This window comes from Chitinophaga sp. CC14 (genome assembly GCF_048957795.1).
Taxonomy (GTDB): domain Bacteria; phylum Bacteroidota; class Bacteroidia; order Chitinophagales; family Chitinophagaceae; genus Chitinophaga; species Chitinophaga ginsengisegetis.
Map to the genome: position 1 here is coordinate 1,248,292 of NZ_JARBFY010000005.1, position 23,751 is coordinate 1,272,042.

22 protein-coding genes are annotated in these 23,751 nt (G+C 41.3%); 11 read left to right on the plus strand and 11 right to left on the minus strand.

Translation table 11 applies throughout. From position 1 onward, the window contains the following. Nucleotides 1-27: 27 nt before the first annotated feature. Nucleotides 28-942 carry a UbiA family prenyltransferase gene (locus PV783_RS24625; RefSeq protein ID WP_420989940.1) on the plus strand — a complete coding sequence of 305 codons (915 nt, stop codon included), beginning with the start codon at nucleotides 28-30 and terminating at the stop codon, nucleotides 940-942. 312 nt (nucleotides 943-1,254) lie between these two features. On the opposite strand, the gene PV783_RS24630 is transcribed toward PV783_RS24625, so the two are convergent. The 7 genes from PV783_RS24630 to PV783_RS24660 all read right to left on the minus strand — a co-directional run bounded on the left by PV783_RS24630 (nucleotide 1,255) and on the right by PV783_RS24660 (nucleotide 10,712). Next, on the minus strand, nucleotides 1,255-2,535 hold the full coding sequence (locus tag PV783_RS24630; RefSeq protein ID WP_420989941.1) for a hypothetical protein: 1,281 nt from the start codon (nucleotides 2,533-2,535) through the stop codon (nucleotides 1,255-1,257). 231 nt (nucleotides 2,536-2,766) lie between these two features. After that, nucleotides 2,767-3,609, minus strand: coding sequence for a hypothetical protein (locus tag PV783_RS24635; protein ID WP_420989942.1), 843 nt, complete (start codon nucleotides 3,607-3,609; stop codon nucleotides 2,767-2,769). A gap of 4 nt (nucleotides 3,610-3,613) precedes the next feature. Continuing rightward, nucleotides 3,614-5,515, minus strand: coding sequence for a hypothetical protein (locus tag PV783_RS24640; RefSeq protein WP_420989943.1), 1,902 nt, complete (start codon nucleotides 5,513-5,515; stop codon nucleotides 3,614-3,616). A 344-nt stretch (nucleotides 5,516-5,859) separates the two neighbouring features. Next, nucleotides 5,860-7,845, minus strand: a complete 1,986-nt coding sequence (gene mobC / locus PV783_RS24645; RefSeq protein WP_420989944.1) for a conjugal transfer protein MobC — start codon at nucleotides 7,843-7,845, stop codon at nucleotides 5,860-5,862. Nucleotides 7,846-7,867: 22 nt separating this feature from the next. Then, the gene (locus tag PV783_RS24650; RefSeq protein WP_420989945.1) at nucleotides 7,868-9,175 is read right to left on the minus strand and encodes a relaxase/mobilization nuclease domain-containing protein; all 1,308 of its coding nucleotides are present in this window, start codon (nucleotides 9,173-9,175) and stop codon (nucleotides 7,868-7,870) included. After that, nucleotides 9,160-9,549 (minus strand): plasmid mobilization relaxosome protein MobC, encoded by a 390-nt coding sequence (locus PV783_RS24655; RefSeq protein WP_420989946.1) that lies wholly within the window; start codon nucleotides 9,547-9,549, stop codon nucleotides 9,160-9,162. Before PV783_RS24655 ends, PV783_RS24650 begins: the two co-directional genes overlap by 16 nt. Nucleotides 9,550-9,773: 224 nt before the next feature. Further along, nucleotides 9,774-10,712 (minus strand): toprim domain-containing protein, encoded by a 939-nt coding sequence (locus tag PV783_RS24660; protein ID WP_420989947.1) that lies wholly within the window; start codon nucleotides 10,710-10,712, stop codon nucleotides 9,774-9,776. Between the two features lie 303 nt (nucleotides 10,713-11,015). Here PV783_RS24660 and PV783_RS24665 point away from each other — a divergent pair, with 303 nt between their 5' ends. The 6 genes from PV783_RS24665 to PV783_RS24690 all read left to right on the plus strand — a co-directional run bounded on the left by PV783_RS24665 (nucleotide 11,016) and on the right by PV783_RS24690 (nucleotide 16,011). Beyond that, nucleotides 11,016-12,533, plus strand: a complete 1,518-nt coding sequence (locus tag PV783_RS24665; RefSeq protein ID WP_420989948.1) for a hypothetical protein — start codon at nucleotides 11,016-11,018, stop codon at nucleotides 12,531-12,533. A 188-nt stretch (nucleotides 12,534-12,721) separates the two neighbouring features. Then, a complete protein-coding gene (locus PV783_RS24670) occupies nucleotides 12,722-13,399 on the plus strand; it encodes a DUF6904 family protein (RefSeq protein WP_420989949.1) in 678 nt (225 codons plus the stop codon). A 205-nt stretch (nucleotides 13,400-13,604) separates the two neighbouring features. Then, nucleotides 13,605-13,871 carry a hypothetical protein gene (locus PV783_RS24675; RefSeq protein WP_420989950.1) on the plus strand — a complete coding sequence of 89 codons (267 nt, stop codon included), beginning with the start codon at nucleotides 13,605-13,607 and terminating at the stop codon, nucleotides 13,869-13,871. Nucleotides 13,872-14,098: 227 nt separating this feature from the next. Beyond that, nucleotides 14,099-15,313: a hypothetical protein gene (locus PV783_RS24680; protein WP_420989951.1), complete on the plus strand. Its 1,215-nt coding sequence runs from the start codon at nucleotides 14,099-14,101 to the stop codon at nucleotides 15,311-15,313. Between the two features lie 159 nt (nucleotides 15,314-15,472). Next, nucleotides 15,473-15,712, plus strand: coding sequence for an addiction module protein (locus PV783_RS24685; protein ID WP_420989952.1), 240 nt, complete (start codon nucleotides 15,473-15,475; stop codon nucleotides 15,710-15,712). Further along, the gene (locus PV783_RS24690; protein WP_420989953.1) at nucleotides 15,709-16,011 is read left to right on the plus strand and encodes a type II toxin-antitoxin system RelE/ParE family toxin; all 303 of its coding nucleotides are present in this window, start codon (nucleotides 15,709-15,711) and stop codon (nucleotides 16,009-16,011) included. Before PV783_RS24685 ends, PV783_RS24690 begins: the two co-directional genes overlap by 4 nt. A 63-nt stretch (nucleotides 16,012-16,074) precedes the next feature. Here the strand turns inward: PV783_RS24690 and PV783_RS24695 are convergent, their stop codons facing one another. Continuing rightward, nucleotides 16,075-16,827, minus strand: coding sequence for a metallophosphoesterase (locus tag PV783_RS24695; protein ID WP_420989954.1), 753 nt, complete (start codon nucleotides 16,825-16,827; stop codon nucleotides 16,075-16,077). Nucleotides 16,828-17,454: 627 nt separating this feature from the next. Between PV783_RS24695 and PV783_RS24700 the strand changes: the two genes are divergently transcribed. The 3 genes from PV783_RS24700 to PV783_RS24710 all read left to right on the plus strand — a co-directional run bounded on the left by PV783_RS24700 (nucleotide 17,455) and on the right by PV783_RS24710 (nucleotide 20,016). Further along, nucleotides 17,455-18,132, plus strand: a complete 678-nt coding sequence (locus PV783_RS24700; protein ID WP_420989955.1) for a hypothetical protein — start codon at nucleotides 17,455-17,457, stop codon at nucleotides 18,130-18,132. Between the two features lie 90 nt (nucleotides 18,133-18,222). Further along, nucleotides 18,223-18,948: a hypothetical protein gene (locus PV783_RS24705; RefSeq protein WP_420989956.1), complete on the plus strand. Its 726-nt coding sequence runs from the start codon at nucleotides 18,223-18,225 to the stop codon at nucleotides 18,946-18,948. Between the two features lie 24 nt (nucleotides 18,949-18,972). Next, the gene (locus PV783_RS24710; protein WP_420989957.1) at nucleotides 18,973-20,016 is read left to right on the plus strand and encodes a hypothetical protein; all 1,044 of its coding nucleotides are present in this window, start codon (nucleotides 18,973-18,975) and stop codon (nucleotides 20,014-20,016) included. A gap of 34 nt (nucleotides 20,017-20,050) precedes the next feature. On the opposite strand, the gene PV783_RS24715 is transcribed toward PV783_RS24710, so the two are convergent. The 3 genes from PV783_RS24715 to PV783_RS24725 form a co-directional block, all read right to left on the minus strand. Further along, complete coding sequence (locus PV783_RS24715; RefSeq protein WP_420989958.1) at nucleotides 20,051-20,920, minus strand: PIN domain-containing protein; 870 nt, start codon at nucleotides 20,918-20,920, stop codon at nucleotides 20,051-20,053. Between the two features lie 888 nt (nucleotides 20,921-21,808). Beyond that, nucleotides 21,809-22,420, minus strand: coding sequence for an Imm25 family immunity protein (locus PV783_RS24720; protein ID WP_420989959.1), 612 nt, complete (start codon nucleotides 22,418-22,420; stop codon nucleotides 21,809-21,811). Between the two features lie 22 nt (nucleotides 22,421-22,442). Next, nucleotides 22,443-23,006: a hypothetical protein gene (locus PV783_RS24725; RefSeq protein WP_420989960.1), complete on the minus strand. Its 564-nt coding sequence runs from the start codon at nucleotides 23,004-23,006 to the stop codon at nucleotides 22,443-22,445. 116 nt (nucleotides 23,007-23,122) lie between these two features. On the opposite strand from PV783_RS24725, the gene PV783_RS24730 reads away from it, so the two are divergent. Continuing rightward, nucleotides 23,123-23,548, plus strand: a complete 426-nt coding sequence (locus PV783_RS24730) for a hypothetical protein (protein ID WP_420989961.1) — start codon at nucleotides 23,123-23,125, stop codon at nucleotides 23,546-23,548. Nucleotides 23,549-23,751: the final 203 nt, after the last annotated feature.

Below are 23,751 nucleotides of genomic sequence, written 5' to 3' on the forward strand. Positions count from 1 at the left end.
TCTTAGGTGTACAAGCTGGCCACCTATATGATTGTGTTATGCCGATTGTTTGAATACCTCGCTTTTCGTGAGGCTGTTGTTCTATGGAGATTTATCAGGAACGACATTAAGGATACCATAGTACCCTCTTTGATCTCGTTTTTAACGGCATGGTTTCTTTACGACCACACCTGGAAATCTTTTCCCGTGCGCCTGTTATTTTCCCTGACCTATGCAGTACTATACATCTATACTTTCTGCATGTCCAATCAGGTAAATTCCATTGCTGAAGATGCCATCAACAAACCAGACAGGCCCCTTCCCAGTGGCCTTGTTACCCCAAAAGAAACCAAGGACCGGATCATAGTTTACAACATATTGTTTCTACTGGTAGCCTATATGCTACATGTATTTTGGATCAGCGTGGGTTGGCAGCTGGTGACTGCTGCACTAAACTCCTGGGGCTGGTCGAACCATTGGATCTCTAAAAATCATGTTTGCATGAGCGTGGGCACGTTTCTACTTTTTACCGGGCAGTGGACGATTGCCTCTCCACAGGTGGAAATGACCATGAGCAGTTACCTGTATTTTGGCCTGCTTAGTCTTTGGGCTGGTTTTTCTCTGGCCATTCAAGATTTTCGCGATGAAAAAGGTGATCGTCAGATGGGAAGAAAGACCTTAACCATTGCAATGGGAGAAAAAAGAGGACGGTTGCTCATGGTATTCCAATACCTGATCTTTTCGCCACTCATTTTTATGGCAGCGATTCTGACACAAACGTCGGTGGCAGAAGCGAAACATTCGCCCATTGTCGTATTCATTCTTCTGCTTCAATTCGGTATTCATTGGCTCATTGCTTACCGGATCTGGTTTTTCAGAAATCCCAAAGCGGATGATCTTACTTACCATGTATTTGTGTATCTATTCTGTGCGGGCGTTCCGGTTCTTTGTGTTATAAAGTAACCAACAACATTAATCTATCTGTCCGAATGATAGCAGCTTTGTAGATGAATTATAAATTTAAGTTTTAACAAAATCGCCGTTCATTTTCCCTCTAAAAGCTTCCCATTTAATAATTGTCAGACTGTTTTATTGCTTTAAATATGCTGTGTAATCTGCAACCAAACAAGTTACAGATTATATTAGGTAAATGTGGCCGCTAAATCCGTATTTATTCTGTTGTGTACCGCATAAATTCGTCATTCTTCATAATATCTACGAAGCCGAATTTTTCAAGCCTTCGTGAATTGGAAGCGGTGACATACATCCTCATAGTTATAATTTTTTCTCCACGAAGTTTATCCTATTTTCCACCTCGTTGTACCACCAGTATTCCAGTTCAAAAGTAAGCACCGCTTTTACGCGAGAAAAATACTGGTGTTCCCGGCGCCCTATGCGTTCGGGTGAAACGATGACAAGTTTTTGTACGTTTAAGCCGGGATACCAAAAAGCATAGTCGATCAGTTGCCCCAGGGCATCACGGATGTTCCAACGAATGTTACGCGAGGTCTTCACTTCGATGATTGAATAACTGTCGCCATCATGTTGCACCACGATATCGGCAATATGTGGGCCGAACCCGCATTTCTCAACCCCTATCTTCCCCTTTAACGGTGAGTCAGCTTTACTTAACAAACACTCGAGGGCATCAACAATTCTGACGTGTAAATCATTCACGGTCGTTTCCTTTTCACTACTGGTACGCTTTGATGCCCCTCCCCTTTTTCCCCGGCCTTCCTTAAATTCGAACTTATCCAAAGGTCGGTGCTTCTTCAGAAAGTCATTCAGCGGGCCATCTATTTTATAAGGTATGAAACGCTTGAATTGATTAGTATGAAGCTCATCCGCGGGGATCATATCCTCATACAACACCAAATCCTCCAAGCGAAACCTCACCGAAGGGTATTGTAGTCTTTCCAACCCTTTAGAATCAGCACCAGTTGTACCCAAATGTTCCTTCATCACTGGTAGGTTGCGGACGAGTATAGCCCGAGATATTGACCTGAGAGGAGAGAAAGTTGCAATAAGCTCCAGATTACGGATCATCCCTACTAGGAAACGTTCGCCAGTTTCCTGATTTAGGGTAAACAAATATACCTCCCGAATGGACTGAAAAAGGTTTTTGATGTCGTCTGCGCCGCGAATAGCACCATACTGATACCCATCTTGAGAAAAAGAGGGATGAGTCAGCCATTCCTCAAAGCCAAACCCCCACTGATTTTCAAAGGCTACATTTTTATCTCTGTTTTTTTCCGACCACTTGTGGCGAATTGGGCTTTGCCACATTTTGTTGTTGTATGTGAGCCGCAAAAGGCGCTTTTCAGCTACCGGAATATGATAAATTAAATCACCTTCCTTTTGAAAAGCATCTCTATAAGTGCTCCCTGAAATCCTTCTGTTGATATCGGTGGCGGTTGGGTAGTTTCTCCGGACATCTATGGACAAGTCTTCTTTCTCTATCATTTCAGCAAGTTCCCCCGCTGTCATTCCACGGCCTTCACGGGTGAGCAAATAGATTACGGCATCGTGGGTACTTAGGTAGATGTCATCAATCATATTGAAATATTATAAAAAGGTAAACGGAATACAACTGTTCTCAAATTTATGTGTATTTCCTAGAAACGAACGTGCATTATCGTCATTTTTATCTATAGCCATAACTAATTTTTAGTAATCTTTTTTAAAATAAAAAACCTGCGAACAACGCAGGTTTAAAATGTTTTTGTGATCTCGGGGCTACAGAAATCTAGGAAAAAAACGCGACATTCAAAATGTGGCATTCAACTTCTAGTTGCTGACTGACATATCTTCATTGTTAACATCAAGCCAGTCATCATAATTATCCTCACTTCCTAGTTCACCAGCGCGCGGTTGCTTCTTCGATAATGTTGCAAAAATCAAAGGCTGATCAAATTTAATTGTGTAATCCCCTTCTACGGAACGGTCAACTCTGACAGAAACTTTGGCATCACTAAAAACCTTAGAAACCACTTCAGTATCACCAGCACCAACCTTCGCATTTAACTTGGCATTGAGTGCGGATGTTTTTGCGACTTTAACAGTTACGCCCTCAATTATACAATCAGCGACAATTAATACTAATCGCCCGTTATTGTAGGCTTTAAAGATGGGATCATCTTTACTTAGACTATTAATGTGGGAAGACATCAGCTGTTTCCGCATAGTTCTTATATAGGCGCCATCAATAGAAACGTTAACATCGATTTTCTTATCCACGGAAACGTCAGTTGATATTCCTAAGATCTTATATATCTTAGGAAGTACTACCTCTGCACCCCAACTGTTCTTCAATTCTTGTTCCATTTCAACCGGTCCACCTTTTCCGACTGCAGCATACCCATTTAGATTCAGCCAATCCTTATTTTTCCCCGAGCTGGTATCAATGCAATACATCATATCACATAACATATTGCCAAGGTTCACTTTCCTTTCGTAGGTAGTGAGTAAGCCATAGTTGTCTGTAGGATAGCTGAATGTTTTAAATTTCTTTATGTCATCACCAATTGTTTTCTTCACTGCATCCTGAAAAATCTTACTATAGTTCTGGGAATGTACTAAGGAGGGCAGGAAAAATAGGGACAAAATAAATAGAAGTTTTCTTGTTTGCATAACGTTAATTTTTGAGGTTGATTAAATATTTGTACTTTAATTTAAGAGCATCGATTGAAGTGAAATGTTCTTCATTTCCGTTTCTTACTACCGTAACATCAATACTTTCAAATTCACTCTTACACCAAGACATCTTTAACTCAGAAAAGTAATATAAATTGCCACCTGAAATTGCTAATCCCGAAACATCATTGATACCTGTTCCCCTTTTAAAATTATTAAAGAATATTTTTGATCCCGGCTTAATTGTGCAGGAGTCAATATTGTTATTGATATCTTGAAAGTATCCATTTCCTATAACAATTAATTTCTCCAGGTTTGGGCGGCCGCCTGAACCAAATTTCCCCACTAAACTTGAACTTATGTCGGCACTTAGCAAGAGTCTTATTTTTGCCTCCTGCGCAGGAGGTTTGAAACCATTTGATTTCCAAAAGGCCTTCGCAATTAACATTGTTGCCCCTATATCAGGAACTGCAAAACTTGCTCCTGTATAGGGCTTATTACAGTACTTCTCAAAGTCCCAACCACCTCCTTGCCCGATCGTTGAAACCCCGTTACCTTCTTTAGAATACATCCCATCAAAAGTATCCGCGCGTATTTGTGAACTTACTGTTATACCTCCTAGCTGAGGTTGATGATATAATGCAGCTAATGGTTGAGAGGTTTCTGTATCGGCATCCAATTCATCCAATGATTCAATTCTTTTATTGGGTTCATTGAGACAGGCCGTAACGAAGGTGGTTCCATTCTGACGAAAATTGGGCGTAACTGTCTTTTGAGTCGAAATATAAAATGACGTCGAAATAACATCCGGCTCCTGAAAATAGCAGTCGCTTAGATATGCAAGCAGCACTTCACTTGGAATACATTTTCCACACGTACTATCTATCGTCAACTGTCTTTCTTCCAATTCTTTAACAAGGGCGAGTCCAAATGTCTGATCATAACCACTCGAGTAGGTTGAATAAAAAGCTCTTAAAAAGTTCAAAGCACCTTGTGGATCATTCTTGTAGTCAACTGAAATCGTCTTGAGCTTCAGAAAACTCGAATCTATTCCCAATTCACGAAATTTTTGTTTTATTACAGATACCACTTTGTTTCCATGTGAACATTCCCCCTCCGTAAAAAAATCCAAAACATAGTAAACACCAAAATCATTGGCGGTAAGTTTTTTTAGTTTAATAAGTAGACTATCAGATACTTGGGAAGGCTTTATGTTTGTGGTTTCAACTTGTGTCTCATTTACCGGAAAATAGATCTGACTCAGCTTATGATCTAAGACTTTAATGCCATTATTATTTAATCTGTCAAACTCTTTGGAGCCTATCACATTATTTTTCACTTCTAAAAATTGCTCGTTTGTAAGCATCAATTTGACAAACCCCGCAACATCAGGCGTATGCTGAATACTACTGTCTAGCATATCATTATCTAAAGAAGATACCTTAATCTTAGCATTTGAATAGTCTATGGACTGTATGTAATTGGGATTACTTTTTTTACCTGGCAGCGCAAAGATTATCGGCATATACAACTCCTCTCCAATTTTTACTTTATCCGTCGGAGCTATTTCATTCAATTTTTCCACGATAGTTTGGTAAACCGCAAATGCTTTAAGCTTACTATGTAGCTTAGTATAATCAGAAATGGCCTTCCTTAGCGTCTTTTCCGTATTGATAATAGTATCAACCGTACCTTCAGCCATTGATTTCTTTGCCTGAAAGACAAGCAATCGGTTTTTCTGTTCTGCATTTAGGACATTCATATCAATTATCAAGGAAGTATCATTAACTCCAACGTTAGCTTGCAGAGTCTTCTGACCGTCTACCTGTCCGCGTGAATCAATTGGCAACAGAAAAATAAGTAAGTTGAAGACAATTCCAATAACCAAACAAAATAATTTCATACAGAATAGGTGGGGTTGAGAGGTAGTGGGATATCATTTCTCAAATCAAACTGCGTTATGAATTTACACCAAATTTCAAATATTTCAAATGCTTAGGGAGAATTTATAAATGTGTTTATTTTTTTATTGACACAATAATATTATCCATTATTATAATATTAATATAAAACTATCTGTAGAGTCCTGGATAACCTTCTGCTAGACGTCCACCTTTTAAACTTTAGCTTAGCTTATTTCCATACACGGTGTCAGACCTCACTCTGAACAGGATAAAATATTAGAGCGTACAGCAATAAGATCCGGTTTTAAAACAACGCAAATGAAATCGACGACTTAGAGATAAACTATTTCCTAATTACCAAATCCTCCAATTCAGGATCGTTCAACATTCTTTCAATCTCCGAGTCTTTCAGATCCAGTACTTCCTGCCTGATGCGGTTATAATTTTCATCTACTGTCGCCTGATCTACATTACGGATTACGGGAATAGGTCGATAGGCTTTTTCCTCCGCATTAATGGCATCAAAGTCGTTCACAATCTGACAGTGAAAGGCCTTTAACTGTATCCTTTGTTGTGGGGTATCGGCAACCATTCCAACAAATTCGCCGCTACTTAGCGCAGAAATTTTCGACGCGGGGACAGCATAATCGAGCTGTTTGCTTTTGCTAACTGAGGTATCCGCACTGTTGATTGAGAGGCTGGTTTTGTCCTGATTGATTTTGCCAATGCGCTCACTCAATTGCTTTGCACTGTCCCCTGAAACCTGCCCGGAAACGATATTTCCAACCATATTGGTGATCACATCCGCGCTTTCCTTACCATACTCCTTCCGGACCTGCGCCGACTCCTGCAAACCGATGTAGGTACAAATTTTATTCTGCCTTCCGGTACTGACGACCATATTTAGCTCCAGATTTAAAGTGGGCCACTCGTCCAAAACCAGGGCGCATTTCACCTTGTTCTTCTGGTTGATGATCTTTAAAATACGGTTGCCATACAGGGATAACACCGCACCATAGATCATGATCTTTTGAGGGTTATTGCCCATACACAACACCACAGGGTGCTCAGGATTATTGATATCCAGACTGAAATCATCTCCACTTAAAACATAGTATAGCTGTGGAGAAGTTAAACGGGCGAGGGCTATTTTGGCACTTGCAATCTGCCCTTCCAGCTGTTCCATCACGTCGGCTTCATAGGCTTTCAGGAACGGTGAAATCAATGCGGAAATGGTCGGCTCCAGCCGCATAATGGAGAACATATCATCGTAGCCCAATTGAATAAATTCCAGCACATGCGGCAGTGTACAATACTTTCCATTATGGTATTTGCGAAGGAACCAGATGATTGCTGTTACAAAATTGATGGCACTTTCCGTAAAAAAATCCCCCTCTTTTTTTTGCCACGACTTATTAAGACCGAGCAATATGGTACGTGCAGATTCACTGGCATCGGTGATGTCAGTCATTCCTTTGGGGTCAAACACATTGCCTCTGTGGGTACGGCTGAGGTCATCGAAGTTGATAAAGTAGCAACTGCTTTTTACGCCGTATTTATGTTTGTTTTTTAGCCAATGGTTATAAGCGACGATAGAAAGGTCCGGGAACTTGAAGTCATAGATTAGTGCGCTGAAGGGTTCCTTCTTACCCAGGCTTTGCGAAATTACGTGCCTAAGAAAGTATGCCGTTTTTCCACTTCCCGCGGATCCCTGGCAAATCACGGCCCTTTGGGGGGAAATTATGTTAAGATAACCGTTGTGGATTTTGCCCTTATAGCGGAATTTGGTGGGCAGGTTGACAGAAAATTCATTCTCAATCAATCGTGTTTCCTGCGGAAAAGTCTCATTCTCATCATTAAAAATATCATCAGCAAGTTTCGCTTTAATGATCCTCGAAAGCCAGGTGCCCCCTGTTAGGATGAGCATGAATCCTATAAAGATCATCAGGATATAACACGCGGTTATGATGGTGTTTTCCCAGGGGCAATACAGCAGAAAGTAAGCTGCAAAATAAACCGCAAGGCCCCATGCAATATAGGTCAGTGCTTTTTTTGTTGTCAGCGTCTCGCTCTTTCTGCCCTTTGCTCCGACCAGGGAAATGGCCAGAAAACACAGGGCCAGGAGTTTGGATTTATGAAAATAATTAAACAGGCCGGTACGGGAAATATTGCCCATTAGCCGGTCTGTAAACGGGGTGACCAACTCCCAATGAAGGAAGGCGGCGTAAAAATAATAGTAGATATGGAGTATAAGCAGGACGATACTGATGAACCGGGTCATGTCGAGAATCTTCCTAAGCGCTTGTTCATTTTCACCTGTACTTGCCATCACACGCTGCTTTTAGGGGTTATTAATTTTTCTTTTTCTTCTTTTTCTTTCTTCTTCGGAGTTCATAGGGAAGCGGCTCATAGACATCCTCTGGTGCCACCAGAATCTCAAACAGTCCTTTTTCATCATGATCTTCAGTCCCGGAGGGAGACGAAAACTGGAATTGCTCGTTGGCTGCAGGTGCATCGTTTTTAAGGCCGTCTCTACGTCCTGGGGCTTGGGCTGTGAGCTGGGAAAGCGATGGTTTTAGGGCTTCATTAACCAGATCCTGCGGGATAATCTCTGCTTTACACCGCTGCTGGACCGCATTGGCGCTGTAGGCTGGTCCCAGGTCACCACCGTTCAAAGCGCACCTAGATTTATTGTCGACATAGCTGATTCCGTAGATCTGTCGAGCTTTATTTTTAAGCACGACGATCTTTATATTTTGCTTATTTAGCTGGGTAGATAATTCAGTAAGGGAGGGTGGTGGCTTGGTTTTCAGGGCGAGATCAACCGCATTTTTAATTCTGCTAAGTTGCTGGGGAGAGAAATCGGCCTTGGCTGTAAAGTATTTTTGCAGGTCTTTCAAGGTGGCCTCAACGGTCAGAAGGCTAGACCTTATGGGCTTGCCGGCTGGTGTACCGGCTGGACCAATCAAGTGATAGATCAGCCCATTTTTCCGATACATCCTGGACTCTTTTGTGCCCCGGCTGGCCCCGATATTATAGCCTTTAAGTACCGCATTCAAGGCTGAAAGTGAGCTGAACTTATAGTTTTTCAGGACATAATTCAACCGGTCCTCAATAGATTTTTTGGTCTGCGATTTACTGTAAATTACCTTGAACACGTTGACAGGCGACAGATCATATAACCCGGATTCGTGTTTGGCTGCCGGGACCAGGCAATACTTTTTTTCCAGCTCCTTGCGGGCCGGATCAGACTTTCTTCTTCCAATCATATAGGTATCTACCAGATCGCCATTAGGGTCAATACGGTGCGTTACTATATGCACATGTGGGTGGGAACTATCGTGATGCCGATACATTAAATATGGCTGATCACCCAGGCCAATGGCCTGCATATACTCGGTAGTGATCTGTTTTAACAGTTCATCGGATAGCTTTTCTCCAGGCGCAAAATTTAGTGAAATGTGGAGGCTTGGGCGGCTTATTTGTTTCTTGCTCGCCGTTTTCAACAGCACATTCAGACGCTGATCACGGTTCATCCACTGTAATTCCATAGGATAATTTTCAGCCATCAGTAGGTCCGCCGCGCCGCTTTCGAGTTTGTTGTCATTGTAAAAAAAACTCTTGCGGATGTGCTTCCCGGAGTTTATGATTGCGACCATACCGATGCGGTTTTATGGATAAATTCACGAATGGATCGGATGTCGGTAAGCAGCAGGTTTTGCGCTGATTGGTAGGCTGCTAACCATTTGGCAAACTGCGAGTGGTGCTTCAAAGTGTGGAGGACATGCACTGCCTGGTTGAAGTTATTGGCAACGCCGTTGAGGTCTTTAATGAGCTTTGAAAACTCGATCATCAATACATCAGCAGTATGATTTCTATAGCCTGCGATCATCGGTTTACTTAAAAGGATCTTGCGGGAATAAGTCGATATTTTCCGTTCGGTGGTCTTGGAAAACTCTGTATGAAGCTGTTTATAATCTGCTTCTGAAAGCCGCAAATGCAGCCATTTGGATTTGGTTTCTGATTTTTTCATGCGCACTTATCTTTCTCACTTATCAAATTTGTTCATTCAAAACCTCCCCCGACTTAGGAGGGGGAGGCAAAAAACTTCCCGGTTGTGATACAACCGAACATCTTGCGGGTTCCAGCGAAGCGTGGGACGCCATCCCGTAACCAGGTTGGGGGATGGCTAAACTTGGTTAGGCTTTGGATTTGGGAATCAGGGAACCTGAATGATGTTTTTTGTATTGCTATAGATCAGGGGAGTAGTTTTTTCCCTTTCTTCTTGGATTCACCAAAATGACAATGCAGATGGTTGAAGTCATCATAATTTTTATAGGTGTGACTTTTGTCTTTATACAGGCGCCTGTCTAATGAACGGGCATAGTCAGTGATCCGTTTCCCAGGGGCGTTATTATCCAGGAACAGGTCAACAGTTTTATAGCTTTCCAGAACTGGGCGGGCGGATTCAAAAAAAACAAGACTGTTAAGAACCACGCTATCACGATCTTCACGCTCACATTGGGGCACCAGACTGAGGTAAGAAAGGTAGCTGAAGAAGCCCTCAAAGACGGCGACTCCCGGCGCCTGCTGTTCGGCATGGATATGGGTAAAGCCTTTAGGTGAAGAGCTGCCTTTGAAATGTGCATTGCGAAGTTCATAACCACCGGCATCATTTTTAAAGCCAATAGCGAAATAAGGCCGGTCATGGAGTCGAAAATGAACCTCTCTACAGTGTTCGGTGGCGAGTTGATAGGAGATTCTTCTGCTTTGCAGATAAGTTAGCAACGCTGGATGGGATAACTGGATGTCTTTTAGAATAGTGATCTTGTCTTTTTCCAGTTCCTCTTTGGTCAATGTTTTCCGCTCAGCTTTAGCGAACATGGGCAATCCTTGTTGGCTTTGCATACTGATTAAAAACTCACTCACGGTACACCGGTGATACCTGACAGCAAAATCAATAAGGTTACCTCCGGAAACCTTTTTCCCCGGTGGCACAGCATCCCCAAAATCTGCCCATACATTTAACTTCCGGTTGACTCTAAAAGAGGGGGTTCTCTCTTCACGGAAGGGTGAGAGATACCAATGGTTATTTGCCTGTACTTTTTTGGGGTGATGGCCTAAGCTGGCCAGGTAATCTACTAAGTCAAAATTTCGGGCCTGCTCACAGGTTAGCCTTTCATTACTGTTTTCCATACGACACTATTTTCGGGTTCACAATTCAGTTTCTGTGACACAAACATAGTGGCTCCAGATTGCAAAACCTCAACCCATACAAATTTCGATATAGGTAAACAGTGGCAGTCCTAATCCCACTGGAATAAAAAAAATGCGACAATCAAAGCTACACTCAGACAACCACTGATCAGCCAGGAACAGCGGTCAAAATAGCGGGGATAAAGTCATTAGCGATTAATTGGAAAAATAGTACCCTCTCGCCGCAAATGTGTAATTAATAGATGACTGGCTTTAGGATAAAGGCCTGTTAAACTATTGCAGATGGTAAGGATGATAACTTTTATGGTGGCGTTGCTGACCGCTCAAATCTGCGAGGGGCAGGTTGAACACTTTTTTCTTCAAACAGACAAAAAAATCTGTTACCCCTCGGATACGATTTGGTTCAGGGCTTATGTGCTCAACGATTCCCTCACCCGGTCCAGCACCAGTTTTTATGTCGAGCTGTACGGACAAGACAACCTGCTGATCAGCCGCCAGGTTTATCCCCTTTCCGATGGAACTGGTTTTGGTCAAATGCAGCTCCAACAGCAGCCGGGGGTATATTGGTTCAGGGCTTATACGCTTCATGGTAACTCCGAAACTATTGTTCCCTTAACGGTGCTAAACGAAGAAGGAAAAAATGTAGTCAGGTCATTTTCCAAAGGGCCGGTCGACAGCTCAGATGCGGACTGGCTTTCCTTTAAAAAAGTCGAGGGGCAATACTTCCTTTGCGTTGACCAGCGGATAAAAAATTTCTCGGTTGCGGTGACCAGTAATACTGACCCTGGCAATGCCACCTTACTTTCTTTCCCTCCGGGGCCATCCTTCCATCCACAATGGGATACCGGTTGGCTAACTTACAAATGCCAAATTGTTCAGCAGTCCAAAAAGGCTTCAAGGGTTGATGGCCAGATGATGGTTTATTTTAAGCAGGATTCCTTCAGCACCTCGCCGATGGTATTGCCAATAGATGGCGATCAAAACGTGGTCTTGCCTGCCATGTATTTTTATGGGCCGGGAGAGCTATTCTACACCATTCAACAAAAAAATAGGCCAGCGGCAAAAGCTCCGCTGCTATCCATCTTCCCTACCCCCCATCCGCCTTTCCACCCACCACCGCCATCGCTTTACCGGAATGATACACTGACGTTTCCACCTAAACCACTACAGCATCCCCAGGGTGCCGTTGACAATATGACCGGCAAGGAGAAACAGCTCAAGATGGTTGAAATCAAAGCGCGGTGGCAGGATCGAAACCGGGCCCTGAACAAACGATATGTGATGAAGCCAGAATTTGCACCGATGGAACATTATAGTCTGGACCTTCGTTCACCGTTAAATCCCGGCAGGATTTATTATGTGCTGGATTATCTAAACAGTGAACTGCCGAAGGGCTGGATGACCAGCAGCCTCCAGTCATGCTCCAGCGGGATAGTATATTATATCGACGAACAACCCGTAAGTGGTCAAATTGTAGCGCAAAGGCCATTAAGTGATTTTGCGTATGTTAAGGTGTTCCAGGATCTGCATCCCCCCTGCCCTGCCATCTGCCTGTACACCAGAAAGGGAGATGACCTTGCAGTACTACCGGCTGAATTGAAAAGCTTAAAAATTGAAGGCTATAACAGGCCCTTAAGCTGGACAACTCCCGACCACATTACTTTGTTGTGGGAACCATACCTAACCGGAAAGGAGTATCAATTTAGGCTGAGAGAGCAAAGCTTTAAAATCATTGTGATTGGAACAGGTATTAACGGGGAAGCTTTCTTCTACGAAAAGGTAGTCAATCAGGGTAAATGACAATTTCATGGTTGAACTAAAATTAACGGAAAAGCATCGTGCCCACATATCTGGATTAATGCCGAAGTAATGGTATATTAGTAGTTTTGTAATTAGTAGATTTATGACGACCACTAAACCTATGATTTGACAATCCTGGTATAGCCCCATTTTGATCTACAGGCTTAAAACAACTAAGTTTAAATGATATGTTCTATTTAATACCAACGAAAAGAGGTCTTGGTGTAGAATTGTGGGGGTCTTATGATGACCTGGATAGTCTTTACGCTGTCATTGGCAAATTCTGGAGCCAGGAAGGCTTTTCCGAAAAGAAAGGATTCAACAGCCGCGATCAGATAATCAGTGGGTTTGTTCATGAGATCAGAAAGGCTTATGAAGGCAGCAGATTAACCAGGCAGAATAGCCATTTTTCCTTTGAAGAAGTTAAATATTTTGGCTGTGAAGTCTCCTGGGTTCACCTATTGTTTTCCCTAAGCGCAATCCGGCACAACATGCGCTTTTTTGAAAGTGATAAATTAGACCTTGCAATCATGCTGCAATTGGAATATTGGGTTGAAAGTTCGCTCCGTAATTTTGATGAGGTCGGCGCCATACCGTTACTGCCTTACGTGTCCAATGGCATCTATCAGGGAAACGATCATACTTATTTGTTCATGAGAAGTATTAATGCCACATATTTTGCGCTTGGCGGCGGCAAGGCTGCTTTCAGAAAATTACCTCAGCTGATGAGAAGGGCGGTTTATGGTAGTGATGAATATAAGAATTACAGTACCTTTTTGTCCTTGGAAGCGCAAAGGCTGAATTGTGAAATCAAAGACCTGGAACTTAGCGATGATGATATTGATTATGAGCGCATCAAGTGGTAGTGATAAAAAGCAAAATAATAGCCAATCTTACCGCCCACTATAGCTGACTTGTTAACCTGGCAAGGCAATAAAAAAAGAAATGGTAAGCTAATGCCTTCATGTAGTCCGGCGCGGGAATTTTAACCTATGCGAATTTTGCTATGGGTTGAATTCCTTCCCAGTGCTTAATTTTACAGCTGTGATAATGAACAATTAAATGTGAGCAATGATGACTACAAATGAAAAAATCCAGATGTTCGATGCACTGTTGAGTACAACAGAATGGGAGGGAAATGTAAAGCTTCCGGCAACGGCAAACCGTAAAATTGTTTTGTTGTTTGCCTTGGTGGTAGAGAAGGAGCTGAAAGAAGGATCTGACTTGTTTACCCTGTTCCCCAAAGGGCTATCTGAGCAGCTGGCGGCATTCATCAAGGAATGTCTGGAAAAGGCAGGGTTACAGGTTTTCTATGAAAAGCTGAAGGCGCTAAAGTAAAGCTTCAAAATTAGAAAGTCACCGTTAGTTGTACCGTCTATTTCCAAATATTTGGCAAAAAAAGCCGACTTCGATGATGTCGGAGAACTTATTTGCTAGATAGAGGCTATATTGGGTTACAGAATACAGCAGAAATCCTTTCGCGTTTTCCAATCGGGTGCATATTATAGCAATATATACTGGGCTAATCATCAAATTGTATAAATTGCTTGTGTAAATATGTCTTTATGAAGTATCAATATGAACCATTGGGGGATGAATATCAATTTCAAACCTTTCTGAAAGATCTCTTTAATTCGATATACAAAACCAACTCCTTTGAGGAGTACGGCTCTAGCGGTCACACTCAATTTGGGGTCGATATTTATAGTCCGGAACTTAAAATCGCAGTACAGGCAAAAAAGAAAGATATTAACCGTGCCAAAAAGACATTGCTTAGAGAATTGACATCCGACCTGACCTCAACCACCGAATTGATTGAAAAATTCCCTCACGATATCAACTGCGTGTACTTTGCCACTACAACAAGTAAGTTCATTGAAATCCAGGACGCTTGCATTTCATACAGTCTTTCTAAGGGGCGCCCATTAAAATTCTTCAGTTGGCCAGACATTCAGACAGAAATAGCAAAATTTCCATCTGTACGAAATAAATATTTTCCTTCCTTAAAAGAGAACATCCTAAGTGATAATAGCCTCAGCAGTGAAATTAAAGATAGATTAGCACGCCTGGAGAAATTACTGTTAGCTCAAAGCGCAACTGCACCAAACACAAAGACGGAGTACCGTAATATACCATACTGCGAAATACTGCTTCCTCCAGTTGATCTTGAAGCACAAAAACTGCTCATGGTATTTATTCTAAAAACCGCAGCTTATCAAGCTTTCGCAGATATCAAATACAAAAAGTTCACATGCCTGCTTAACTTTAGCCACTCTTTCACGCAATTTGGGGATGGGACTTCCGGCCCTGGATTTTCAATAATATCGGGCGAGGTTATTTTTTTGGGAAATTGCACCCGCCTGATTAAAATGCTTCAGAATAACAATGAGAAATTCTGGCAAGTCTTTGAACAGTTTCGGGAAGATCCAGCCTATAATAAAATCAATTTTCGAATGGCGCTTTTGCCGGCTGAAGGTCTAACCTCTTATGAGTTTGAAATTGATGGCCAAACGGGATTTTATAATCTTCGAAATGTTGAGCCTGGACCCCTTGATTATGAAAAGTTAGATTCCCTAAATGCTGTTTTACCATTTATTGCCTCCACAACCAAATGGGGAATTCAAGTGATTGACCTGGATAAAATAAAGAACTACCCGGCCTTTACAAAATTCATATATAGCAGCTCTCACGAAGACGGATTTAAACCATCGTATTTGAAAGTTAACGTTAATAATTTCGATGATTGGGACTATTACTATCCCATGCCTGTTGCAGATTAATATCTTTAGGATTTGCACTCCCATCATCTGAGAAACCGTTAGTTGGTAGCTTTCTAACTTTTTTTAAAAAAACATATAGCATTGCAGCTGGTCTATTCTAAAGCATCTTTCTTTTTATTACTTTTTATATTTATTATATTTGTAATATAATTTAATGCTATGGGAGCTACAGCAATCAGAGAAAAACTACATGACTATATTCGCTTTGCCGATGATAAGAAAGTAAAAGCGATCTATACTATGGTCGAAGATGAGATCAATCATGTTTATGACCCTTTGGAAGATCCCCAATATCTTGATATGCTGGACAGACGCATCGAGGAATATGAAAGCGGCAAAGTGAAAGGATCATCCTGGAATGAGGTTGAAACTAGAATCCTTGCGTCAAAGAAAAGATGAGTTATACTGTTGTTATTTTACTTTCTGCTGAAAAGGAAATAGCCGAAGCCTTTAGTTGGTATGAAGAGCAGAAAGAAGGATTGGGCGACCGTTTTATAAAGACGCTTCGCAGGCATATTACCCATCTTGCTGATTATCCAGAACATTATCAAACTCATCACCAGAACTACAGAAAAAGTAAGTTAGACAGTTTTCCTTATGTGATCGTATTTAAACTTTACAAATCACAAAAAGAAATTATTGTATCCTCAATCTTTCATACCAGCAGGAAACCTACAAGAAAGATCAGTAAAACATAATGTTTCAGCCCTGATCTATGTGGAAACATCGGCGAAACCATCATGCAACTATGTAGATGAAAGTTACCCGAAATTTTCGGGGTATAAGGTTGGTAAGGGATCGGATTGCCAGAATGCTTTACTGTCAATGTCCATAATGGTCAGGCGGCCTGCATGTCCAGCGCCGGTATCTATGTTGCGGATATGGAATGCCTGTAATGGCTGGTCGGTACCCGATCTGGTGGTCGGGGTATGGCCGATGTAGATCTCGCTGAATGTTGAGGGGATGAAAGCGGAAGCCATTCGATCGCGCTGCTGGCAGGCCTCTTCCCATAGACTCCTGTCCCAGTAATAGTTTTCCACTCGTTGATCAAGAAAAGGCTGTCGCCGGTCAAAACCGGCATGCACGAAGCATCTCTGGTGCTCATCGATGTACCAGGGCTTTTGATTACTGAAGAAGGCTTTGTGTGTTTCGGGGATATCCGTCGACTCCAGGGCACTTTTATAACCACTGCCGGAAGTAAAATACCGGCCCTTCTTGCCGGCATGTTCCAGGTAGGAAATGAGCGTTCCCTTGCCGCCGTGGTTCCAGTAGTATGGATGAAAGTCGGTGTGGGCAAATTCATTGAACCAGTCATCATGATTGCCTTTCAGTGGAACCAGGTATCTGATCTTCAGTAATTCTTCTACGCACTCATAGACCTGGGGATAACCGTCGGGAACGTCCCCGAGCTGAATCAGGCGGTCGCATTGCTCATTAAAACCTGAACGGTCAAGGCACTGCAACAGCGCCTTATAACCACCATGTATATCACCCATTACAAATGTTCGCATCATTTATTTTTCGTTCTTTTAACAGTTATTGTTCTTCTTATAAGATACGAAAATGAAGGCAGAATATCAAGGGAAAAAAGAGGAAAATGCATGACCATTTCCGGGATAGAACTAGGGAAACAACCGACAGGGTGAATGCAAAAAAGAAGGGGCTCCGCCTTTCGGCTTTGCCCCAGATTAACGCTCTCGGAATAAATTTATGCATTGTGACTGGTATCCACAAGTAAAAAAGGTTACAATTACATTTAGCATCAGGGATTGGAGTGGAAATCCTTTTCCAGGAAAAAATTGCAGCGGAAAGCGCGGCGCCCTGGCTTCCGCGGGGGAATGCCCTGTACTTATTGACCTACAATTCCCGATAAAAACTGAGAATAATCGCGAGATATACTTACAAATGACCTACTACTGATCCATCAAATCGAGATGACTTTCCAGTAATTGTGCTTTAATTTGTATATAAGAGAGCTGCAAATGGACTTTCTAAAATCAGTTTTTTTACGCCAGTCGCCAATCCCTTTTTGCCCCGGACGACGGGTGTGCAAAGATGTAATTATCTAGCCAAGGAAGTAAGTAGAATCACCGTATGCAAAAAAAGATTATATTAGGTACTCATCCCTTAAAGTCGCTCTGATGAAACAATACCTCTTTGTATTTCTATTTTTATTTAACGGATACTATTTGTTTGGGCAAACCCCATACAAGCAAAATATAGCGAGCCTGGTTTCTGTTACCTTCCCTGAAAAACCTTCCATATCGGATACCTTGGGGAATAGGGTTACCAAGTTTATAGATTCTACAGGTATGTACACGGTTATTAACAGGGAAATTGATCCTGAACAGCTTTTATTCAAGCCGGACAAATTAGCTGAATTCTATGATCCCATCATCAAAGGTTATGTAAAGGGTACTAAAGGCAAACTGGTCGAAAAAAAAACATTTGAAGTCCAGGGATTCAAGGGAATAGAAATTGAAACAGTAGCAAGCCCAAATCCAAATCTACCCGATTTAAGATATGCGAGGATGATATTGCTCAACAATACCCTGATCACTATTAATTTCTGGACCTTATCAGAAAAGAAACAGGCTACTGAAACAGCCAGAAAACGATTTTTTAATTCACTTACTATAACTGCTGATCAAACAACGATCACACAAGGAAACAACCCACCTGGCTATCTGATAGGAGTTATAATAGGAAAAATCCTGATCTGGGCCATGCTGATCGGCATAGTTGCGGTTGTAATCCTGCTCATCAGAAAATGGAAAAGAAAAGGAAAAACACCTGCTCTGGGGAGGAAATCCATTTGAGGAAATGTTTTTCTAAAAGCTTTTGATCAAGGAAACCTCCATGCAAAGCCCGTCAGCAGGAGACAGCATATTGCATTTAAATGAAAAACTATGGAACAGAACTTTAGCTTCAATTCAGAAAAATATGATTACTGGCCGATTTATGAAACAATAAATCACTATTACCCTATCGGTATATTGCCTGACTCTCCGGAAACAGCGGATCCTGCGTGGCAAATCTACCATCAGTATAAAGGACAAAGGGCCTTCGGAGAACTGATTAGCGAGAACTTTATCGATCAAAATGTATTCCAGGAGAAATGGGCATCCATAGGAGCCGATTTAGGCAAAAAATTGAATCTAAGAGCGGAAGGCACCACCTATGGTGAGGTTCCCTCCTACAGCTTCTACCTGGAACTTTCCAACATTGAAGCAGGCAATCATACGGTCTTTAAACGATTACATGTGGCCATCAGTCTGCTAGGGCCATTTTTTACAATCTGGGGAGGGGACGGTTCCATGTTGCAGCTCAACCGGAAATTCTACCAGGCAATTAATGTCATTACAATTTCGCCGTTTGAAGAGTACGAGCAGATTTTTAAAGAAGCATATCAGGAAATAAAGGCTAGGTTTCCTGGCTATAGATTTGTCCGGCACAGTCTTTATAACATGACCCTTCCTGGATTGGAGTGTAGAAACCATTCCTATCCGACAGGGAAAAAAGGATTGATCTATCACGCCCTTTTTAATTATTTACTGACAGGTTACGAAGTGACAAGGGGAGATAGATATTTTGGATCTGATTACTGGATGAAAGGGGCACATCTGATCCAATAGATAATTTGTAGTATATTTAATCTTATGAATGGGTTATCAATTGAAGAAGGTATCAACCAGGTTTTTAATGGTCTGCGGCATGTAGTTATCTTGGGCGCAGGGGCAAGTATTGCCTCTACAATTAGAAATCCTGAACTTAACGGTAAGCCTCTGCCACATATGGGTAATTTTGCCGCTATTGTCGGCTTGCAGGATCTCATTCAACAAGCCCCGGAAGACCTACAGGCAGATAATTTCGAAAAGCTCTATGGAAATTTGTATAAAACTGACCCCAATTCTGATTTGATTAAGGAAATTGAAGCCCGGATACAACATTATTTCAGGAACATGCAATTGCCTCCGGAGCCCACAATCTATGACTACTTAGTTTTGTCTCTAAGGGGTAAAGACCTGATCGCAACTTTCAATTGGGATCCTTTTTTGTACCAAGCCTTTGTACGAATAGGAAAATTTACTAAAGATTTGCCACACCTATCTTTTTTGCATGGAAATGTAGCCATCGGTTATAGTGAGGAGGATCAGAGAGCAGGTCCTGTTGGCTATCGGGCCCGGGAGGAGGGAGGTGAATTTATTCCAACAAAGCTTTTGTACCCAGTAGAGCAGAAAAATTATACGGATGATGTATTCATCAACCAGGAATGGGAACGCCTAAAATACTGGCTAAACCACGACCGGACAGTGAGGGTTTCTGTCTTTGGCTATGGTGCGCCGGTTTCTGATGTGGAAGCAGTAAAACTGCTCAACGATGCCTGGGGAACACCCGACCGCAGAAACATGGAACAATTCGAGATCATAGATGTTTCTCCTGAAGATACGCTGAGGGAGCGATGGAATGGTTTTATACACAGCCACCACTATGATACTACAAACAACTATTTCAATTCTTCTTTGGCAAAGAATCCACGCCGTAGCTGTGAAAGTTACCATAGCCACAACCTGCCCATGACCATCGATGAGGCTTTCAGGAACAACAATCCTGTTCCTCAAAATTTCACAACACTTGAAGAACTATGGGCTTGGCATGGGCCCTTGATCGCTGCTGAAAAAGCTGAGGAGGCAAAACAGTAAGTGTGGCTTCCTGATGAATGTATTTACCTGTAGTCTATGATGGAATAGGTGGCTCAATGAAGTGCAGATCAGCCATTTCACATTTGTTCTGTAAGTTTATATCTGCTGTGATGAGTGCAATCACACTGCCGGCGTTGTCCCTTATGATCTCAACGGTTTCTGCGATTAAGCGATCATCCTCATTTGAACTATCCAACCAGGAAAATGATTTTGTAAAATCAGGCTCCTTAGCAATTGTGGCCAACTCAATCTTATCCTTTTTAACTTGTACTCCATCAATTAAAGACCCCCTACGTCTAAACTCTTTAATTTGATTAATCAGTTTTACCGCTTTCTTTCTCACCTCCTCATTTCGATGTTCTATCTTATGACGATCAAGATCTTTAAGAACGCTGGGCGTAATGATGATTTTAAACTTTGTAAAATCAGAAAAATCCCATTGCTCGATAGAGGTATGCGCATATAGTGCGTTGGTATCTGGTATCAGGATCACATTGCTGGTTGTTTTGAATATGCTGGTCAGCATTGTAGAAATGTGGCTTAATTGTTCATTTGTTAATTCAATTACCTCGGCTATATCTTTCTTCCAAGTGCTTCTCTGCTGAATGATAACGGACATTACATAATTTTTTGCCCGAAGAAATTCAGTCTTATGATGTTCAGGTGATTCCATCAGTAGCACTTCTATACCTTCGAAAATCCTATTGGCCTGTTTAAAAAGTTTGTCTTGCACATATTGACCGCCATCAACCAAGGGGCGAAAACTATAATCGCCCTCAAAATCAATGAACATACTACCAGCTTCATTTGAACGGTAAATAGATGAGTAGTCCGTTAAAAAACTATTTATTTTGGTTTTAATTTTTTCAAGGTCATTTACAATTTTATCAACTGAACTTTTCATAAAATATCTATTACCGTGAAGAATAACGTTAACCGAATTTATTAATACTTCCACATTCCTTCAAACTTACAATAATATAATGATTAGAACATTAACCAGTCAATGACAAGGGTTAACAACTATTACAGGTTTACTTACTTAAAACGTCAAAATATAGACATTATACTTAAGTCTACATCGACATCATAATCTCCCACCAATACCTTAGGTAAATAAATCACCAAAATTTTGACTAGCAATGTTGGCCAGTTCGTGGAAAAACCAATACTAGTTACACAAATTGCTGGGTTAAACCATATTTGACCTTTAATGTATGGTTGACTGTATTATAGTGAAAATTGTAGGTGATCGTATAAGATTTAATTTTGTTGAACTGAATAAAGCTGAAGATCTCATACTGTAGTTTATTAAGCAGACCTACACAGTACTTGTGTAAGTCAGGAACTATAAACCTAGTTTTATAATTGTCATTGAACGAATCCAGATCCACATCTATGGTTGCTGTTTCATAGTGATATCGAAACAGCCTTTTTCCTGCAAGGCCCTCGGATATGTAGATGTTATGGTTGGTAAAATCCTTTAGCCGGTAGCCAACCTGAAACTCCATCATTTTCTTTTTATTATCCTGTTCCATGAAGCTAAAATACTAATATTTTTAGTATTTTAGCTTCATGGATTATTTTATCAAAACGCACCTGGAAGATAGCAAGTGTCCGGCAATCCTCTTAGCGGAATATCAGACATTAAGGAACCTTAGGTTACAGCAACTACCGTTTTCCGGTAAAATAAGGTTCTGCAATGAACTCAGAATGGCAGCTGTTTTATGGGACAGAACTGCTTCATCATCTCAAAATCACATAATCACATAATGCCTGCCACAAACACCCATTATAAGGAATGAATGTAGCACAACTCCCAGATCATGTCTTTGGTCGCTTTTAAGCCCAATCTGTCAAAGAACGTTTTGCTTTCACCTTCAAGGTTTGAAAACACCTGTTCAATAAGGGGTTCACATTTCGCTTTATTCTTCAGCACTTTCTGGTCACTATCCGCGGCAACCAAAATCTTTTTGAAGAAAGGTAAGAAGTAGAAAGTATAAACTTCGTATCTTCTGTTGCGACGGGATGGATCATCCATTTCACGTTTTGATGCTGCTAATAAAGATGTCAAAACTCCTTCTTCAATCAGGTGAATGATCTTCTTTTCACAATTCCGGAAAAAATCTTCATCGAAGGTTTGCGTATAGCCGACATCTATTTTAATATTTGCCGATAAGTTATTCAAGCCATCATCAGGCCGTTCAACTGGCCCAACCCACAATGTGGTTTGTAGAGAGCCATCATCTTTATATACCCTTGCAATCACATAACAAAAATAGATATCCTCGATATGTTTGCTAAATGCCACCAGATGCGGATACCACAGCTTTTTCGGCTGTTTAAAATCAAAACGCTCAATCAGGTTTTGGAATTCGTGAACTACACTAAAAAATTCAGACATACAAAATTCATACTTTATGAGATCAACCAGACACGCTTCCACCCTCAAATGGTGCAGGCAAGTAAATGTGGCCTGTTTCTACGTCCTGTAGCTTAACAATATTTTTCCGGGCTTTATCCAGCACCACTTTAAACTGCTTTTTCAAGTGAGTTTCCGGACTCTCTAAGATCAACATCCCTTTATCTTCAGTCATACTAAAGGATGTATTTTCACCGGAAAAACTTACAAATCGGCTGGTCACCTTATATTCCTTATCGGTACTTCTTTTCAGAGCAGTTGTATCATCTGCCATAAACCGGTTTAGAACCGCAGTTCCGGGAAAGGAAATCATTTCACGGAATACATCACCTTTTTTTAACACGGTATCGGCATTCAGCTGCCACAAAAACGCCAGGGGTATTCCCTCATCTCCTCTTTCGATTATAGTTATGATTGGTCCCCGACCCGACAATGTTTCGGTAATAGCTGTCGGTGGCTTTATTTTCGGTTGTGAGGATTTGGATTTCTTAGTCTGGGCAGCTGCCATTAGAGTTATGCAAACAAATACGGCAACACTTAAAGATTTCATCAGGTTCTTCGGCATCATACTTAAAATAGATTTAAAACATTATTCCCTACAAAAATTAGTCCATTGCAGAATGTAAGATTGGATCGTAAATTTGTGAAAGACAATAAAGCAAAATAACAAATGCTAAGCGAAACATGAGAATATCGATAAATGTGGATACCCATTTAAATTCAATATTGAGTTTAAGGGATGAATTGGAGCCGGTATGCGAAAAGGTGAATGAAGACTACCGGACTGTTGAGGCGCCATCAGTCATGGGCATAGCCATCAGGTGTTTGCCGGATAATATCGGAAGAAAGAGCTTTAAACGTTACGATAAGAAAGACCGGTATTTAACCATTGATATAGCCATCAGCTATGAAAAATATAAAAACCTGCAAAAGATAGAGCAAAGGCATGAACTTAGTCATACATTATACGATCATGTTGTTGATGCCATCGAAAAGTATAAATTTCCAGAATTAATAGAAAGTGGTTTTGGGACAGACTTTGAAAACTGGTGTGATGAAATCGGCTGGCTACAGAATGAAATTGACTGGAGTCTCGATCCGGAAGTTTGAAAACGTTCTCAAAGGGGTTTTCAATTTTATGCCTTCCGCCTCCGGATCAATTTAACAGAGAAGTTAATGTCACTAAATCGAAAAGAAGGTCTGTATCTGGCTAAAAATCTCATTAAAAAGGAAAGAACAAACCTTTTGAAGCGAAAATCCGGAACCCGCAGGGTTCAAAAAATGCGTCGCTGCCTGCAAGGCAGCACCGCTTG